This window comes from Pseudomonas sp. X10 (assembly GCF_054889225.1).
On record NZ_CM142677.1, the window covers coordinates 1,912,613 to 1,928,363 of the forward strand.

Genomic DNA, 15,751 nt, shown 5'->3' on the forward strand with positions numbered 1-15,751 from the left:
AACCGCACCCTCAGCGTTTCGACCCGGGCTTGGAATCACTGGCCGTCGAAGTACCGCTCATGCCAGTCCACCAGCGGTTGTGGCGAGTTGAGCTTTTGGCCGTAGATCACCGAATACGACAGGACGTTCTGCACGTATTGGCGGGTTTCGTCGAACGGGATCGACTCGACCCAGACATCGAAGCTCAGGTGGTTGGCGCCTCGCAGCCACTGGCGCACGCGGCCTGGGCCTGCGTTGTAGGCAGCCGAAGCGAGCACCCGGTTGCCGTTGAACTGGCTGTGCACCTGGCTCAGGTAGGCGGCGCCGAGCTGGATGTTCTTGTCCGGGTTGAACACCTGGGCGTGTGAAGCCAGCGGAATGTTGAACTTGCGCGCGGTCTCCTTGGCAGTGGCCGGCATCAGTTGCATCAGGCCGCTGGCGCCGACGCTGGAGCGAGCGTCTTCCATGAAAGCGCTTTCCTGGCGGGTAATGGCGAACACCCAGCTCGAATGCAGGCCGCGCACCTTGGCTTCGCGCACCAGGGTGTCGCGGTGGGCCATCGGGAAGCGGATGTCCAGGTCATCCCAGTACTGGGCCTGGCTGATGGTGCGGATGGCGGGGAAGTACCAGCGCATTTCGTAGGCCAGGCGCGCCTGGGCCACCATCTCGTCACGGTTGAAGTGACGGCTGACGTGGTACCACTCGCGACGGCCATCGACGATCTGGCCGCGGGCATGGAACTCCAGGGCGCGGCGGATGCCCGGCGTATTGCGGACCTTGTTGATGACCTGCTGGCTCAGCACCAGTGGCCGGTTGTTGAGCTGGTAGGGCGTCTGCGTGCGGTCGGCAGCCAGGAAGCCATAGAAATCACGTTCGCCGGCCACTGTCTTGTACAGCAGTGGGATCTGCGGATTGTTCGGTTGCGCCAACTGCAGGCTGCGGGCCTGCCAATAGCGCCAGCGGTTGCTGCTGGCCAGGTCCTGGGGCAGGCGCTTGCTCAGCTCGTAGGCGTCTTCCCAGCGGCCGAGGCGCAACAACAGGCGCATGCGCCACTCGCTGACCGTGTTGTCGCGCAGCTCCGGGTCGTAGCGGGTCATCAAATCGAGGGCCCGCGGGTCATAGCGGCGGGCCAGGGTCAGGCCGATCTCGCGGGCGATGGCGACCTTCTCGTCGCGGGAGAAGTGCATGCGCTGGGCATAGCCGTCGAGCAGCGCCATGGCCCGTTCCGGGTCCTGGCGCGCGAGGCGGCGCAGGCCGAGGCTCACCACATCGGACATGGCTTCGTTGACCGGGGCGAAGCGCGACGGCTGGTTGAGCAACTCCGGCTTCTGCGCCACGTCGATCAACAGGCGGCCCTGCGGACCGAGGGTGGTCAGGCCTTTGGCCAGGCTGTTGGCCAGGCCATAGTTGCGTTCCTGTGCCGCCAGCTTGACACGCTGCCAGCGCTTGGCCTCGGTCAGTTGGCCTTCGGCGGCCCACATGCCGAACAAGGCGTCGCAAGCGGTTGGTTGCGACTTGCCGACGTTCCAGAGTTTTTCCGCCGTGGCGAAACCCTCGGCGCGCAGGCCGTGGCTGAGCTGGTAGCGGCCATTGAGGCAGTCCAGCTCGGTGAAGTTGAGTTTCGGGTCGTAGTACTTGACGAAGGTCTTCCAGTCGCCCCGTTCTGCCAGCAAGCGCAACCAGCGCAGTTTCATCCAGTTGGCCTGGGGCAGGTCGCCGTGGGCGGCGAGGAAGCCTTCGACTTCCTCGTTGCTTGCGCTCTTAAGGCGCGCGGTCAGTTCGTCGTAGGCCAGGTAGGGTGTCAGCGGATAATCGCGCAGCGCCTGGGCATAGCGCAGGTATGGGCCTTTATCACCCTTGGCCAGGGCGCGTTTGGCCTCATCGTAGTATTTGCGTTGCAGGGTGATGTCGGTGGCCTGGGTCACGCCGGCGACGGCAGTGAGCAGCAGGCAGGAAACAATTTGGAACAGGCGGCTACGCATGATACGTCCGGGCAGTTGAACCATGAGAAAGTGACGGCGAAGCCAGCACTGTTGGGGTTGCACTGCCTTAGCTTAGCTGTTTGCCGCAGGGGGAAGAAAGCGTTGCGCTTGTATCTAGTTGTAATGTTCCTACCGTTTGTAGGAAAGCTCCGGTGGAGTGGTCAGGATCTGTTGGTGTTCCCTTCTCGACGGCGCCGCAGCGACAACAGACCTTAATGTCTTGAAGGGTCAAGTCAGGTAGAATGCGCGCCCGGTTTTTGGAGAAGATCATGACCCTGCTCAAATTCAGCGATGTGTCCCTCGCATTCGGCGCCATGCCGCTGCTGGACAAAGTGTCCTGGCAGATCGCCCGTGGCGAGCGGGTGTGCATCATCGGCCGTAATGGTACAGGCAAGTCGAGCATGCTGCGCTTGGTCAAGGGCGAGCAGAAGCCCGATGACGGCGAGATCTGGCGCGTTCCAGGCCTGAAGATCGGTGAACTGCCGCAGGAGTTGCCGGTGGCCGACGAGCGCAGTGTGTTCGACGTGGTGGCCGCGGGCCTCGATGGCGTCGGCGAGTTGCTGGCCGAGTACCACCACCTGAGCCAGAACATTCACAACGACGATGACCTGAACAAGCTCATGCACGTCCAGCACGAGCTGGAAGCACGTGATGGCTGGCGTCTGCAGCAACTGGTGGAAAGCACCCTGAGCCGCCTGCAGTTACCTGCCGACAAGACCCTGGCCGAGCTGTCCGGTGGTTGGCGCCGCCGCGTGCTGTTGGCCCAGGCGCTGGTCTCCGAGCCTGACCTGCTGTTGCTCGACGAGCCGACCAACCACCTGGACATCGGCGCCATCGCCTGGCTCGAAGAAGCACTGAATGGCTTCAACGGTGCCGTGCTGTTCATCACCCACGACCGTTCCTTCCTGCAGAACCTGGCCACGCGCATCCTCGAACTGGACCGTGGCGGGCTGATCGACTGGAATGGCGACTACGCCAGCTTCCTGGTGCACAAGGAGGCCATGCTGGCCGCCGAGGAAACCGCCAACGCCTTGTTCGACAAGAAACTGGCCCAGGAAGAGGTATGGATTCGCCAGGGCATCAAGGCCCGGCGTACCCGTAACGAAGGCCGTGTGCGCGCCCTGAAGGCCTTGCGTGTAGAACGCAGCGAGCGTCGTGAGCGCCAGGGCAAGGCCAATATCCAGCTTGATGTCGCGGAAAAATCCGGCAAACAGGTGATGGTGCTGGAGAATGTCAGCTTCAGCCATCCAGGCGGCCCGCAACTGGTCAAGGACTTCTCCATGGTCCTGCAACGCGAAGACCGCATCGGCCTGTTGGGTGCCAATGGTACCGGCAAGACCACCTTGCTCAAGCTGATGCTGGGTGATCTGCAGCCAACCAGTGGCAAGGTCGAGTCTGGTACCCGCCTGGAAGTCGCCTACTTCGACCAGTTGCGTCACCAGCTGGACCTGGAAAAGACAGTCATCGACAACCTTGCCGAAGGTCGCGATTTCATCGAGATCGATGGCCAGAACCGTCATGTGCTGAGCTACCTGGGCGACTTCCTGTTCAGCCCGCAACGGGCGCGCACGCCGGTGAAGGCGCTGTCCGGTGGTGAGCGCGCGCGCCTGCTGCTGGCCAAACTGTTCAGCAAGCCGGCCAACCTGCTGGTCCTGGACGAACCGACCAACGACTTGGACGTGGAAACCCTCGAGCTGCTCGAAGAAGTCCTGTCGGCCTTCAAGGGCACCGTGCTGATGGTCAGCCACGACCGGGCATTCCTCGACAACGTGGTCACCAGCACCCTGGTGTTCGAAGGCGAGGGCAAGGTGCGCGAGTACGTTGGTGGCTACCAGGACTGGATCCGCCAGGGCGGCTCGCCGAAACTGCTTGGTGTCGCCGAGAGCAAGTCGGGCAAGTCCGAACTCAACAGCGCTGTGGTCCAGGCACCGGCAGCGGTGGAACCTGCGCCTGTCGCGAGCGCGGAGCCGGCGAAGAAGAAGCTTAGCTACAAGCTGCAGCGTGAGCTGGAAGCCTTGCCGGGGCAGATCGACGAGCTGGAGCAGAAGATGGCGGCGGTGCAGGAGGAGATCAACGCGCCCGGCTTCTATCAGCGTCCGATCGGTGAAACATCGGCTGTGCTGCAGCGTCTGGAAACGATGCAGGCAGAGCTGGATGCGCTTGTCGAGCGCTGGGCAGAGCTCGACGGCTGATTGCAGCGCGGCCCGGAGCCTGAGGCGCCGGGCCGCTTGTGATCACTCTTTTTTCTGCAGGCGGACAGCCAGCACGTCGCAAGGTGCGCCGTGCAGCACGTCATTGGCCGTGGAGCCAAGCAGCAGGGCCAGGCCATGGCGGCCGTGGCTGCCGACCACGATCAGGTCGCAGTTCTGCTCCTTGGCCAGTTGGTGGATTTCCTGGCGTGGTTGGCCATAGGTCAGGTGAGAGTCACCGCGGTTGATGGTCGGGTACTTGTTGTACAGGCGTTCCATGCGCTCCTTGGCCTGGTCGAACTGCTGCTGTTGCAGCTGCGAGAGGTCCATGGGCACATCACCGCCAAAGGCCATGGCCATGGGCTCTACGATGTGCACGAGGGAAACCTTGGCGCCTGTAGGCTCGGCGAGCGTCATGGCGCGCTTGATCACCGGGTCGCATTCTTCGGTCAGGTCGACGGCAACCAGTAGATGTTGGTAGGACATGAGCAGCTCTCCTGACAATCGCGATAGTTAAAGTATGGTCGGTTTCAGGCTGATCGCTTTGTATCACGGCTAACCAGCTCATTCGCAACGCTTTATGGGACTTACAGATATGACGGTATGGCTGGTGGTGTCAATCCTTGCGCTGATTCTCAGCCCGCTCGCCTGGCTGCGTCCTTCGCGCAACCAGAGCGCGCAGATGAACCTGCGCATGGAGGGGCGGCGCATGGGGTTGGCCATGCAGTTGGCGCCTCAGCAGTGGCCGCACTGGCTGGCCAAAGAACCACCGAGTCCTTGCCCACAGTACCACCGCGGGCGCCGCAAGGGTCGGAGCGACAGCTGGACTTACTGGCAGGTCACGCCTGGCGTCTGGGTCAACCAATGGCGTGAGCCTTGCGAGGATGCCCGCTTGCAGGAGCACTTCGCGCGTCTGCCGGAGAGTGTCTACAAGGTTGAGGCGAGCACCCAGATGATCGCCCTCTATTGGGGCGAGAGGGGTGAGAAATCTGTATTGCAGGATATTGCCCAGGTGCTTGACGCCTTGGCGTGACCCTTTCCTTTAAAGCATCGCGGGGCAAGCCCGCCCCCACAGCGCGCTGAGTCCAGTGCCACTGTGGGGGCGGGCTTGCCCCGCGATGCTTTCAGCTACAGCAAAAAGGCCAGGCAGGCCGGAAACTTTTCATTCGAAGAGCAGTGTAGCCGCTCGCCAGGTTTGTGTTTAAACCTTTGCGATTTTTTTGCGTCGGCAGGGTCCATCGCTGACATGAATGCTTGGTGATCACTGTCATCATGCTTTGGTCGCCAAGGGTACAAAATGACCGGAAAGTCGCGTTTTGCCTGTCCTTTCGAGGATTTGACAACGCCGATCTTTTCGGTGAATGTGTGCATACCCAAATCAAACGGGCGTATGAATTGAGCGTTTGTATGTCAGATCGCTCTTACAGAATCCCGACTATCGCGCTGACGGGTGTGCCTGGCGCAAGGGTTCGGCAAACACTGGCCAAGCAGCCAGCCGGCCTTTCAACCAGCGATCGGCGTGTACAGTTCAGCTTCCATATCGTGGAGATCAGTTGATGATTTACGAAGGTAAAGCCATCACGGTTAAGGCTCTTGAAAGCGGCATCGTCGAATTGAATTTCGACCTCAAGGGTGAGTCCGTCAACAAGTTCAACCGTCTTACCCTGGGCGAGCTGCGCCAGGCCGTGGACACCATCAAGGCCGACGCCTCGATCAAGGGCGTGATTGTCAGCAGTGGCAAGGACGTGTTCATCGTCGGCGCGGACATCACCGAGTTTGTCGACAACTTCAAGCTGCCCGAGGCCGAACTGGTCGCCGGCAACCTGGAAGCCAACCGCATTTTCAGCGACTTCGAAGACCTCGAGGTGCCGACAGTCGTCGCCATCAACGGCATTGCCCTGGGTGGCGGCCTGGAGATGTGCCTGGCAGCCGACTACCGCGTCATGGCTACCACGGCCAAGATCGGCCTGCCTGAAGTCAAGCTGGGCATCTACCCAGGTTTCGGCGGTACTGTGCGTCTGCCGCGCCTGATCGGTGCCGACAACGCCATCGAGTGGATCGCCGCCGGCAAGGAAAACCGTGCCGAGGACGCGCTGAAAGTCGGCGCCGTCGATGCCGTGGTCGCGCCGGAGCAGTTGCAGGCCGCCGCCCTTGACCTGCTCAAGCGCGCCATCAGCGGCGAATTCGACTACAAGGCCAAGCGCCAGCCGAAGCTGGAAAAGCTCAAGCTCAATGCCATCGAACAGATGATGGCCTTCGAGACTGCCAAGGGCTTCGTCGCCGGCCAGGCTGGTCCGAACTACCCGGCCCCGGTCGAAGCCATCAAGACCATCCAGAAAGCCGCCAACTTCGCTCGCGACAAGGCCCTGGACGTCGAGGCCGCTGGCTTCGCCAAGCTGGCCAAGACCTCGGTTGCCGAAAGCCTGATCGGGCTGTTCCTCAATGACCAGGAGCTCAAGCGCAAGGCCAAGGTCCACGACCAGATCGCCCACGATGTCAAACAGGCCGCCGTGCTCGGCGCCGGCATCATGGGTGGCGGTATCGCCTACCAGTCGGCGGTCAAGGGCACGCCGATCCTGATGAAGGACATTCGCGAAGAAGCCATCCAGTTGGGCCTGAACGAGGCCTCCAAGCTGCTCGGCAAACGCGTTGAAAAAGGCCGCCTGACCCCGGCCAAGATGGCTGACGCGCTCAATGCGATCCGTCCGGCCCTGTCCTATGGCGATTTCGCCAACGTCGACATCGTCGTCGAGGCCGTGGTCGAGAACCCGAAGGTCAAGCAAGCTGTGCTGGCTGAAGTGGAAGGGCAGGTGAAGGACGACGCGATCCTGGCGTCCAACACCTCGACCATCTCCATCAACCTGCTGGCCAAGGCCCTCAAGCGTCCGGAAAACTTCGTCGGCATGCACTTCTTCAACCCAGTGCACATGATGCCGCTGGTGGAAGTCATCCGTGGCGAGAAGTCCAGCGACGTGGCCGTTGCAACCACCGTGGCCTACGCCAAGAAGATGGGCAAGAACCCGATCGTGGTCAACGACTGCCCGGGCTTTCTGGTCAACCGCGTGCTGTTCCCGTATTTCGGCGGTTTCGCCAAGCTGGTCAGCGCCGGTGTCGACTTCGTGCGCATCGACAAGGTCATGGAGAAGTTCGGCTGGCCCATGGGCCCGGCCTACCTGATGGACGTGGTCGGCATCGATACCGGACACCACGGCCGTGACGTGATGGCCGAGGGCTTCCCGGACCGCATGAAGGATGACCGCCGTTCCGCCGTGGACGCGCTCTACGAGGCCAACCGCCTGGGCCAGAAGAACGGCAAGGGCTTCTACGCCTACGAAACCGACAAGCGCGGCAAGCCGAAGAAGGTTGCCGACTCATCCGTGCTCGAAGTGCTCAAGCCGATTGTCTTCGAACAACGTGAAGTGAGTGACGAGGACATCATCAACTGGATGATGATCCCGCTGTGCCTGGAAACCGTTCGTTGCCTGGAAGATGGCATTGTCGAAACCGCCGCCGAAGCCGACATGGGCTTGGTCTACGGCATCGGTTTCCCTCCCTTCCGTGGCGGTGCGCTGCGTTACATCGATTCGATCGGGGTCGCCGAGTTCGTTGCCCTGGCCGACCAGTACGCCGATCTGGGGCCGCTGTACCACCCCACCGCGAAGCTGCGCGAGATGGCCAAGAACGGCCAACGCTTCTTCGGTTAAGCGCCCAACGATATAGAGCGAGAGAACAGATATGAGCCTGAATCCAAGAGACGTGGTGATTGTCGACTTCGGTCGCACGCCGATGGGCCGCTCCAAGGGTGGCATGCACCGTAACACTCGCGCCGAAGACATGTCGGCGCACCTGATCAGCAAGCTGCTCGAGCGCAACACCAAGATCGACCCGAGTGAAGTCGAAGACGTGATCTGGGGCTGCGTCAACCAGACCCTGGAGCAGGGCTGGAACATCGCCCGCATGGCCTCGCTGATGACCCAGATCCCGCACACCGCCGCCGGCCAGACTGTCAGCCGCCTGTGTGGTTCGTCCATGAGCGCGCTGCACACCGCCGCCCAAGCGATCATGACCGGCAACGGTGATGTGTTCGTGATCGGTGGCGTGGAGCATATGGGCCACGTCAGCATGATGCATGGCGTCGACCCGAACCCGCACATGTCCTTGTACGCCGCCAAGGCCTCGGGCATGATGGGTCTGACTGCCGAGATGCTTGGCAAGATGCACGGCATCAGCCGTGAGCAGCAAGACCTCTTTGGCCTGCGTTCGCACCAGCTCGCCCACAAGGCGACGCTCGAAGGCAAGTTCAAGGACGAACTTATCCCGATGCAGGGCTACGACGAGAACGGCTTCCTCAAGGTCTTCGACTACGATGAAACCATTCGCCCGGACACCACCCTGGAAAGCCTCGCGGCGCTCAGGCCGGCCTTCAATCCCAAGGGCGGCACGGTGACTGCCGGTACTTCGTCGCAGATCACTGATGGTGCCTCGTGCATGATCGTCATGTCGGCCCAGCGCGCCAAGGACCTGGGTATCCAGCCGATGGCGGTGATCCGCTCCATGGCCGTTGCCGGCGTCGACCCGGCGATCATGGGTTATGGCCCGGTGCCGGCGACCCAGAAGGCGCTCAAGCGCGCTGGCCTGAGCATCGCCGATATCGACTTCATCGAGCTCAACGAAGCCTTTGCGGCACAGGCTCTGCCAGTGCTCAAGGATCTGAAAGTGCTCGACAAGATGGATGAGAAGGTTAACCTGCACGGCGGCGCCATCGCCTTGGGGCATCCTTTCGGTTGCTCTGGGGCGCGGATTTCCGGCACTCTGCTCAACGTCATGAAGCAGAACGGCGGGACTTTCGGCGTGTCTACCATGTGCATCGGCCTGGGTCAGGGCATTACGACTGTCTTCGAACGCGTCTGATCGCGTCGCGGACAGCAGCCGGGGCCATGTGCCCCGGTTTTTGTTTTTGCAGGATATTTATTTATTCAAGAGGGTGAGCGACATGCAGATACAGCCAGGCGTGTACCGGCATTACAAGGGGCCTGAGTATCGTGTGTTTGGCGTCGCACAGCACTCGGAGAGCGAAGAGTGGGTCGTGTTCTACCAGGCGTTGTACGGTGAGTACGGGCTCTGGGTGCGGCCGTTGTCGATGTTTCTCGAGTCGGTCGAGGTTGACGGCGAACAGGTGCCGCGCTTTGCTTTGGTCAAGGCGGAAAACGGGTTGTTCGAGCGACCGGATGCCGAGGGCGGCTAAACGGTCGCGCTTGACCTCACCCTGTTGCCACTATATATAGCGGTGCCGCGTCAGGCACCTGCCGTGTTTTTTATTTTCAGATTCAGGAATACTCCGATCCATGGGCAAATCGCTGGTCATTGTGGAATCCCCGGCTAAGGCCAAGACCATCAACAAGTACCTGGGCACCCAGTACGTGGTGAAGTCGAGTATCGGCCATATCCGAGACCTCCCCACCAGCGGTTCGGCCAGTGCTGCCAAGGAGCCTGCGGCCAAGCGCGGCAAGGCTGCTGGCGAGGCACCGGCCCTGTCGCCGAAGGAGAAGGCCCGCCGCCAGCTAGTGGCGCGCATGGGCGTCGATCCCGACCATGGCTGGAAAGCCAAGTACGAGATCCTGCCGGGTAAGGAAAAGGTCATCGAGGAACTGCGCCGGCTGGCCAAGGACGCCGACACCATCTATCTCGCAACCGACTTGGACCGCGAAGGGGAAGCCATTGCCTGGCACCTGCGCGAAGCCATTGGCGGTGACGACAGCCGCTACAAGCGTGTGGTGTTCAACGAAATTACCAAGAAGGCCATCCAGGAGGCCTTCTCCCAGCCGGGCGAACTGGACATCGATCGGGTCAATGCACAACAGGCACGGCGTTTCCTCGACCGCGTGGTGGGCTACATGGTTTCGCCATTGCTGTGGGCGAAGATCGCCCGTGGCCTGTCCGCCGGCCGCGTGCAGTCGGTAGCGGTGAAGTTGGTGGTCGAGCGCGAGCGTGAGATCCGTGCCTTCATCCCGGAAGAGTACTGGGAGGTCCACGCCGATCTGGGCACCGCCAAGAACGCCAAGGTGCGCTTCGAAGTGGCGCGAGAGAAGGGCGAGGCGTTCAAGCCGCTCAACGAAGCCCAAGCCATGGCGGCCCTCGAGAAGCTCAAGGCCTCCAGCTACAGCGTGGCCAAGCGCGAGGACCGGCCGACCAGCAGCAAACCGTCCGCGCCCTTCATCACGTCGACCCTGCAGCAGGCCGCGAGCAACCGCCTGGGTTTCGGCGTGAAGAAGACCATGATGATGGCCCAGCGTCTGTACGAGGCGGGCTACATCACCTACATGCGTACCGACTCCACCAACCTCTCGGTCGATGCCTTGGAGATGGCGCGGACCTACATTGAAGGCGAGTTCGGCAAGCAGTACCTGCCGGAAGCGCCTGTGGTGTACGGCAGCAAGGAGGGGGCCCAGGAGGCTCACGAGGCGATCCGCCCCTCCGACGTCAATACCCATCCAAGCAAGCTCAGTGGCATGGAGCGCGACGCCGAGCGCCTGTACGAACTGATCTGGCGTCAGTTCCTGGCCTGCCAGATGCCGCCGGCGCAGTACCTGTCTACCAGCGTTACCGTCGCCGCTGGCGATTTCGAGCTGCGCGCCAAGGGGCGTATCCTCAAGTTCGACGGCTACACCCGTGTGCTGCCTCAGCAGAGCAAGCCGGGCGAAGACGATGTGCTGCCGGAGATGGCCCAGGGCGAGGTGCTCAAGCTGATCCAGCTCGACCCGAGCCAGCACTTCACCAAGCCCCCGGCACGCTACTCCGAGGCCAGCTTGGTCAAGGAAATGGAAAAGCGCGGCATCGGCCGCCCATCGACCTACGCGGCGATCATTTCCACTATCCAAGACCGCGGCTATGTGACCTTGCACAACCGCCGCTTCTACTCCGAGAAGATGGGCGACATCGTCACCGAGCGCCTCTCCGAGAGCTTCTCCAACCTGATGGATTACGGTTTCACCGCCGGCATGGAAGAGAACCTCGATGACGTGGCCCAGGGCGAGCGTGACTGGAAGAACGTGCTAGATGAGTTCTACGGCGATTTCAGCAAGAAGCTGCAGAATGCCGAGTCCGCCGAGAATGGCATGCGTGCCAACCAGCCGACCTTGACCAACATTGCGTGCAAGGAATGCGGCCGGTCGATGATGATCCGTACGGCCTCCACCGGTGTGTTCCTCGGTTGCTCGGGCTACAACCTGCCGCCGAAGGAGCGCTGCAAGGCGACTGTCAACCTCGTGCCGGGCGACGAGATCGCCGCCGATGACGAGGGTGAGTCCGAATCGCGCGTGCTGCGCAGCAAGCACCGCTGCCCGATCTGCTCGACGGCGATGGATGCCTACTTGCTCGACGAGAAGCGCAAGTTGCATATTTGCGGCAACAACCCGGACTGCGCGGGCTATGAGATCGAAGAGGGCAACTACCGCATCAAGGGCTACGAAGGGCCGAGCCTGGAGTGTGATAAGTGCGGCAGCGAGATGCAGCTCAAGACCGGCCGGTTCGGCAAGTTCTTCGGTTGCACCAACCCGGCGTGCAAGAACACCCGCAAGCTGCTCAAGAGCGGCGAGGCGGCGCCACCGAAGATGGACGCGGTGAAGATGCCGGAGCTCAAGTGCGAGAAGGTCGACGATACCTACGTGCTGCGTGATGGTGCCTCGGGTCTGTTCCTGGCTGCCAGCCAGTTCCCGAAAAACCGTGAAACCCGCGCGCCGCTGGTGATGGAGATCATCCCGCACAAGGACGAGATCGATCCGAAGTACCACTTCCTCTGCGAAGCTCCACAGAAGGATCCGGAAGGTCGTCCATCCGTGATCCGCTACAGCCGCAAAACCAAGGAGCAGTACGTGCAGTCCGAGGTCGATGGCAAGCCAACCGGCTGGAAGGCGTTTTACGACGGCAAGGCCTGGAAGGTCGAAGACAAGCGCTGAGAAGCAATGTTCTAATTGCAGCATGAACGCTGTAGAGGCGGGCTTGTCCACGATGACGCCATCGGGGGGCAGGCCCGTTTCTGCAGGTCGCCTTGCAGCCTTTTGGAGGGCACCTGAGATGGCCCAGGAACTCTATACCCGCACCAACCAGAAACTCTTCTTCGCCGGCCTCGCCCTCGATGCCTTGGGCAAGGCCCAGGACAGCCAGGCGATGAATGCCCAAGGCCTGATCCAGGCGGAGCGGGAAGCTGCGCTGTTTCACCTCTATGGCGCGTTGCTGGGCCTGTGCCATGAGATTGCAGGTTTCTATCGGTTGCCTCAGGCAGGGGCGCCGCGCGCCGAGCTGCTATTGAGCGATGAAGTGCTGCAGAGTGTCGCCATCCCTGAAATGGCCGAGATGGTAGAACTGGCACGTCAACCGGAAACTTGGTTGGCGCGACTGCTCGCTGCTTATGCCGATTTGTTCCGACCGCCGGTCGTGAAAAAAACGGCCAAAACCGACGTTACCCAGCCATTGATCCAGGCGGTCAGCCTCGACGAACCTGAGGCGCAGCCGCTTTCGCGGGAAGAGCTGGAAAGCTGGCGGCAGAACCTCAAGGGCTTGGTGCGGCGTTTCCGTGACGCGTTGAGTGAGTGCTGACAGCCGCTGTCGCTGGTACAATGCTCGCCTTTCGTGGAGAACAGCCTTATATGTCTACGTCCTTTCTGGAAATTGTCGAGTTGCCTGATGGCCGGATCGAGCTGCGCCGTGCCGAGGACGAGGGATCCCTGGTAACCCTGGATTTCTCAGAGGACGCCAAGGCGTTCCTACAAGGCCAACATGTAGAGGTGGCCAAGGCCATGCTTAGCGTCGGTGTTCAGATGGCTGGCCGCCTGGTGGAAGGCGAGCTCGAACGCGACGAAGGGCCGCGCGTTCTGCATTGAGTGCCGAGCCTGATTCCCTCGAACGGGAAATCAGGCTATTTACATACAAAGCCTGATCATCAGCCGAGGCGGATGTTCAGGCTTTGTGCGTTTCCGGTGCCGGCAGCGCGGACCAGTTGTTGACGTGCGCTGGCGTTGACGTTGCCAAGCCAACTAACCACCGTGTGGCTGCGCCCCAGGCGCAGGGCTTCGCAGGCTAGTTGCAGGGAGCTCTGGTTGCCCCGGGGGTGCAGCAGCAGGATGCGTTCGCGGTTCAGTCCGGCATCACGCAGCCAGGCCTGAGTCAGGCTGGCGGGAGGAGCGATGAGGGTCAGCCAGCGAGCGTCCTGTTCTTCGCTCAGCTCGCGCAGGACGGGGGCCAGCAGGCTCTGGCAGTGACCCGGTGCGCCGCGCAATGACAGCTCGCTGAATACCTCTTGCTGGTTGTCCTGGCGGGCGGGCTCACTTACCTTCAGGCCGGGCAGTACAGGCTGGGCAAGGAAGGCTTCGAAGAGGGGGAGCTGGGTTTGCTGGGGTGCATGGGTGAACTGCATGACGCCTCCTAATTACCGGCGAATGACGCCGACACTCAAGCCCTCGATCACCAGTTCCTGTTCTTTCAGGTTGACTTCGATAGGGGCGAATTCTGGGTTCTCGGCGATCAGCCAGACCTTGCTGCCTTCACGCTTGAAGCGCTTGACAGTGACTTCGTCGTCCAGGCGGGCGACCACGATCTGGCCATTGCGAGCTTCGCGGCAGGTGTGTACCGCCAGCAGGTCGCCGTCGATGATACCGACGTCCTTCATGCTCATGCCGTGCACGCGCAACAGGTAGTCGGCGCGGGGATGGAAGAAAGCCGGGTTGATGTTGCAGGATTCCTCGATGTGCTGCTGGGCAAGGATCGGCGCACCGGCGGCAACCCGGCCGATGATCGGCAGGCCGCTGTCTTCGCTCTTGGTCTCGAGCCCGGGGATGCGGATGCCGCGCGAGGCGCCTGGCGTCATCTCGATCGCCCCCTTGCGGGCCAGCGCCTTGAGGTGTTCCTCGGCGGCGTTCGGTGATTTGAAGCCCAGCTCCTGAGCAATCTCCGCCCGGGTTGGCGGGAAGCCGTTGTCTTCCAGGCAGCGTTTGATGAAGGCCAGGATTTCGGCTTGGCGTGGCGTCAGTTTCAGCATGGCGGGCGCTCTGTTTTTTTATACAGTGACTGGGATTATATACAGTAGAAGGCAAGCTGCAAGCATCCTGCGGTAAGAAAAGTCCGGCTGGCCGCAAAAAATGGCTGGATCGCGTACCGTCCCGGGTTCGTTTCGAGTGTGCTCGGTAGGCGTGGGCCGTAGCCTGCAGCTTGGTGCTTCGTGCTGTGTTTTAATGGCGACCGCACAGTCACGAAGCCTTGACAAATCGCCACCTTGAAACGTATGTTTCAAACAACTGTTTGTCAGGCGGAGTAGTCATGGCCCAATCCGAAACCGTTGAACGCATTCTCGATGCTGCCGAGCAGCTCTTCGCGGAAAAAGGTTTTGCGGAAACCTCATTGCGGCTGATCACCAGCAAGGCCGGGGTCAACCTGGCGGCGGTGAACTACCATTTCGGCTCCAAGAAAGCCCTGATCCAGGCCGTCTTCTCACGCTTCCTCGGGCCGTTCTGCGCCAGCCTCGAGCGCGAGCTGGATCGCCGCCAGGCGCACCCAGAGCGCAAGCCGACCCTGGAGGAGCTGCTCGAGATGCTGGTCGAGCAGGCCCTGGCGGTGCAGCCGCGCAGCGGCAACGACCTGTCGATCTTCATGCGCCTGCTGGGCCTGGCCTTCAGCCAGAGCCAGGGGCATTTGCGGCGTTACCTGGAAGACATGTACGGCAAGGTGTTCCGCCGCTACATGCTGCTGGTCAATGAGGCTGCGCCACGCATTCCACCGCTGGAGCTGTTCTGGCGCGTGCATTTCATGCTCGGCGCCGCGGCGTTCAGCATGTCCGGTATCAAGGCCCTGCGGGCCATCTCCGAGACCGATTTCGGTATCAATACCTCGATCGAACAGGTCATGCGCCTAATGGTGCCTTTCCTGGCGGCCGGCATGCGCGCCGACAGTGGCGTCACCGACGAGGCCATGGCTGCCGCGCAACTGCGGCCACGCAGCAAGTCCGGCGGCGCGCCGGTCGCGGCCAAGGCCTGAAGGCTGGGCGTGGCTGGCCGCTTCGGCTAAGCTAGCGCCCATGCCCGACCTCGATTTCCTGCACATTTCCCTTGCCGATCAATGCCTTTACGGCTTCGCCCGTGGGCAGTTGTGCCTGCGCCTGGCGGTGTCCACCGCGCGCAACGGCGCTGGCGAGCTGAATGGCTCCGGATGCACGCCCCGTGGGCGCCACCAGGTAAGGGCGAAGATCGGTGCCGACTTGCCCTTGGGCGCCGTGTTGCGTGGGCGGCGCTGGACCGGCGAGGTCTGGTCGCCGAGCCTGCATGCCCAATTCCCCGGACGAGACTGGATCCTGACCCGTATCCTTTGGCTCAGCGGTTGTCAGCCCGGTATCAACCGCTTGGGCCAGGTCGACACCTTCCGGCGCTACATTTATTTGCACGGCACCCCCGACAGCGAACCCATGGGGGTGCCCCTGTCCCATGGCTGTGTACGCTTGCGCAACAGCGACCTGCTGGCGTTGTACGATCGCGTGCCGCTGCACTGCCCGGTGCAGATCGACGAAGGCGCCTGCCCCCAGTGGGCCTCTCTCAGCCTCAATTGAAGGATCACTTA

At 61.9% G+C, this 15,751-nt stretch carries 15 protein-coding genes; 11 read left to right on the forward strand and 4 right to left on the reverse strand.

The genetic code is table 11. The features are described 5' to 3' along the window. Positions 1-35: 35 nt before the first annotated feature. A complete protein-coding gene (locus ACYU03_RS08830) occupies positions 36-1,961 on the reverse strand; it encodes a transglycosylase SLT domain-containing protein (protein ID WP_461889831.1) in 1,926 nt (641 codons plus the stop codon). Positions 1,962-2,230: 269 nt separating this feature from the next. Here ACYU03_RS08830 and ACYU03_RS08835 point away from each other — a divergent pair, with 269 nt between their 5' ends. After that, on the forward strand, positions 2,231-4,153 hold the full coding sequence (locus tag ACYU03_RS08835) for an ATP-binding cassette domain-containing protein (protein ID WP_461889833.1): 1,923 nt from the start codon (positions 2,231-2,233) through the stop codon (positions 4,151-4,153). Between the two features lie 42 nt (positions 4,154-4,195). Here ACYU03_RS08835 and ACYU03_RS08840 read toward each other — a convergent pair whose 3' ends face one another. Further along, on the reverse strand, positions 4,196-4,636 hold the full coding sequence (locus ACYU03_RS08840; protein ID WP_461889835.1) for a universal stress protein: 441 nt from the start codon (positions 4,634-4,636) through the stop codon (positions 4,196-4,198). Between the two features lie 109 nt (positions 4,637-4,745). Between ACYU03_RS08840 and ACYU03_RS08845 the strand changes: the two genes are divergently transcribed. From ACYU03_RS08845 to ACYU03_RS08880, 8 genes are all read left to right on the forward strand, one after another. After that, the gene (locus tag ACYU03_RS08845; RefSeq protein ID WP_461889837.1) at positions 4,746-5,183 is read left to right on the forward strand and encodes a hypothetical protein; all 438 of its coding nucleotides are present in this window, start codon (positions 4,746-4,748) and stop codon (positions 5,181-5,183) included. A gap of 224 nt (positions 5,184-5,407) precedes the next feature. Beyond that, entirely contained in the window at positions 5,408-5,707 is a 300-nt protein-coding gene (locus tag ACYU03_RS08850; RefSeq protein WP_461889839.1) for a hypothetical protein, read from the forward strand. Next, positions 5,707-7,854, forward strand: a complete 2,148-nt coding sequence (gene fadB / locus ACYU03_RS08855) for a fatty acid oxidation complex subunit alpha FadB (RefSeq protein ID WP_461889841.1) — start codon at positions 5,707-5,709, stop codon at positions 7,852-7,854. The genes ACYU03_RS08850 and fadB overlap by 1 nt, the downstream gene beginning before the upstream one ends. Before the next feature lie 31 nt (positions 7,855-7,885). After that, positions 7,886-9,061, forward strand: a complete 1,176-nt coding sequence (fadA, locus tag ACYU03_RS08860) for an acetyl-CoA C-acyltransferase FadA (protein ID WP_461889843.1) — start codon at positions 7,886-7,888, stop codon at positions 9,059-9,061. An 82-nt stretch (positions 9,062-9,143) separates the two neighbouring features. Beyond that, positions 9,144-9,395, forward strand: a complete 252-nt coding sequence (locus ACYU03_RS08865) for a DUF1653 domain-containing protein (RefSeq protein WP_461889845.1) — start codon at positions 9,144-9,146, stop codon at positions 9,393-9,395. 100 nt (positions 9,396-9,495) lie between these two features. Beyond that, the gene (gene topA / locus ACYU03_RS08870) at positions 9,496-12,105 is read left to right on the forward strand and encodes a type I DNA topoisomerase (protein WP_461889847.1); all 2,610 of its coding nucleotides are present in this window, start codon (positions 9,496-9,498) and stop codon (positions 12,103-12,105) included. Positions 12,106-12,223: 118 nt separating this feature from the next. After that, positions 12,224-12,745: a DUF6586 family protein gene (locus ACYU03_RS08875; protein WP_461889849.1), complete on the forward strand. Its 522-nt coding sequence runs from the start codon at positions 12,224-12,226 to the stop codon at positions 12,743-12,745. Between the two features lie 50 nt (positions 12,746-12,795). Next, complete coding sequence (locus ACYU03_RS08880) at positions 12,796-13,029, forward strand: hypothetical protein (RefSeq protein WP_054883489.1); 234 nt, start codon at positions 12,796-12,798, stop codon at positions 13,027-13,029. Between the two features lie 59 nt (positions 13,030-13,088). Here the strand turns inward: ACYU03_RS08880 and sulA are convergent, their stop codons facing one another. Further along, positions 13,089-13,562 carry an SOS-induced cell division inhibitor SulA gene (gene sulA / locus ACYU03_RS08885; protein ID WP_461889851.1) on the reverse strand — a complete coding sequence of 158 codons (474 nt, stop codon included), beginning with the start codon at positions 13,560-13,562 and terminating at the stop codon, positions 13,089-13,091. A 12-nt stretch (positions 13,563-13,574) separates the two neighbouring features. Then, positions 13,575-14,183, reverse strand: a complete 609-nt coding sequence (lexA, locus tag ACYU03_RS08890; protein WP_461889853.1) for a transcriptional repressor LexA — start codon at positions 14,181-14,183, stop codon at positions 13,575-13,577. A 278-nt stretch (positions 14,184-14,461) separates the two neighbouring features. On the opposite strand from lexA, the gene ACYU03_RS08895 reads away from it, so the two are divergent. Continuing rightward, positions 14,462-15,175 carry a TetR/AcrR family transcriptional regulator gene (locus ACYU03_RS08895; RefSeq protein WP_461889855.1) on the forward strand — a complete coding sequence of 238 codons (714 nt, stop codon included), beginning with the start codon at positions 14,462-14,464 and terminating at the stop codon, positions 15,173-15,175. Positions 15,176-15,215: 40 nt separating this feature from the next. Further along, positions 15,216-15,740, forward strand: a complete 525-nt coding sequence (locus tag ACYU03_RS08900) for a L,D-transpeptidase family protein (protein ID WP_461889857.1) — start codon at positions 15,216-15,218, stop codon at positions 15,738-15,740. The last annotated feature ends 11 nt before the right edge of the window (positions 15,741-15,751 follow it).

Excerpts from the sequence above, each read along its gene's own strand:
- ACYU03_RS08875 (WP_461889849.1), top strand. The coding sequence starts at position 12,224 with ATGGCCCAGGAACTCTATACCCGCACCAACCAGAAACTCTTCTTCGCC.
- topA (WP_461889847.1), top strand. The coding sequence starts at position 9,496 with ATGGGCAAATCGCTGGTCATTGTGGAATCCCCGGCTAAGGCCAAGACC.
- fadA (WP_461889843.1), top strand. The coding sequence starts at position 7,886 with ATGAGCCTGAATCCAAGAGACGTGGTGATTGTCGACTTCGGTCGCACG.
- fadB (WP_461889841.1), top strand. The coding sequence starts at position 5,707 with ATGATTTACGAAGGTAAAGCCATCACGGTTAAGGCTCTTGAAAGCGGC.
- ACYU03_RS08880 (WP_054883489.1), top strand. The coding sequence starts at position 12,796 with ATGTCTACGTCCTTTCTGGAAATTGTCGAGTTGCCTGATGGCCGGATC.
- lexA (WP_461889853.1), bottom strand. The coding sequence starts at position 14,183 with ATGCTGAAACTGACGCCACGCCAAGCCGAAATCCTGGCCTTCATCAAA.
- ACYU03_RS08895 (WP_461889855.1), top strand. The coding sequence starts at position 14,462 with ATGGCCCAATCCGAAACCGTTGAACGCATTCTCGATGCTGCCGAGCAG.
- ACYU03_RS08900 (WP_461889857.1), top strand. The coding sequence starts at position 15,216 with ATGCCCGACCTCGATTTCCTGCACATTTCCCTTGCCGATCAATGCCTT.
- ACYU03_RS08845 (WP_461889837.1), top strand. The coding sequence starts at position 4,746 with ATGACGGTATGGCTGGTGGTGTCAATCCTTGCGCTGATTCTCAGCCCG.
- ACYU03_RS08830 (WP_461889831.1), bottom strand. The coding sequence starts at position 1,961 with ATGCGTAGCCGCCTGTTCCAAATTGTTTCCTGCCTGCTGCTCACTGCC.
- ACYU03_RS08865 (WP_461889845.1), top strand. The coding sequence starts at position 9,144 with ATGCAGATACAGCCAGGCGTGTACCGGCATTACAAGGGGCCTGAGTAT.
- sulA (WP_461889851.1), bottom strand. The coding sequence starts at position 13,562 with ATGCAGTTCACCCATGCACCCCAGCAAACCCAGCTCCCCCTCTTCGAA.
- ACYU03_RS08835 (WP_461889833.1), top strand. The coding sequence starts at position 2,231 with ATGACCCTGCTCAAATTCAGCGATGTGTCCCTCGCATTCGGCGCCATG.
- ACYU03_RS08840 (WP_461889835.1), bottom strand. The coding sequence starts at position 4,636 with ATGTCCTACCAACATCTACTGGTTGCCGTCGACCTGACCGAAGAATGC.